This is a genomic window from Streptomyces sp. HSW2009, from assembly GCF_040240285.1.
Taxonomy (GTDB): domain Bacteria; phylum Actinomycetota; class Actinomycetes; order Streptomycetales; family Streptomycetaceae; genus Streptomyces.
Window position 1 is genome coordinate 1 of the sequence record NZ_JBEHZD010001136.1, and the last position, 525, is coordinate 525.

At 86.7% G+C, this 525-nt stretch carries 1 pseudogene; it reads right to left on the minus strand.

The features are described from left to right. Positions 1–277: 277 nt before the first annotated feature. Positions 278–525, minus strand: a pseudogene (locus tag AAHZ94_RS34920) (hypothetical protein); the annotation flags it as partial.

Consider the following 525-nt stretch of genomic DNA (forward strand, 5'->3'; position numbering starts at 1 on the left):
CCAGGCGGCCAACCCGCGGCGACGCCCGCGCCCCGGCGCGGCGGGGGGGGGGGGGGGGGGGGGCCCGGGGGGGGGGCGGGGCGCCGCCGGGGCGGGGGGGGCGCCCCGGGACCGGCCCCCGGGCGCCGCGGCTCCCGGCTCCCCTGCCGCCACCGCCCATCCCTTTGCAGCCCGGAACCCCGGAACGCTGCCCGGAACGGCGCGTATGACGAACGGCACGTACGGCAACCGAGTGAGCGCCCTCACGCGGGCGCGGGCGCGTGAGCGGTGTGTGCCGTCACAGGCGGGCGAACGGGGCCCAGCGCTCGATCGCGAAGCCGGCGCCGCTGCGGCGCACCGCGGCCGCGCCGTGTCCACCGAGGTGCGCGGGGAAGACCAGGGCGCCCTGGTCGGCGGCCCAGCCGAGGGGCCCGGGGCGGGGCGCCCCGGCCCCCCCCCCGGGCGCGGGGGGGGGGGGCGCGGGGGGGGGGGGCGGGGGCGGGGGCGGCGGGGGGCGCCCGGGCCCCCCCCCCACCCCCCCCGCCC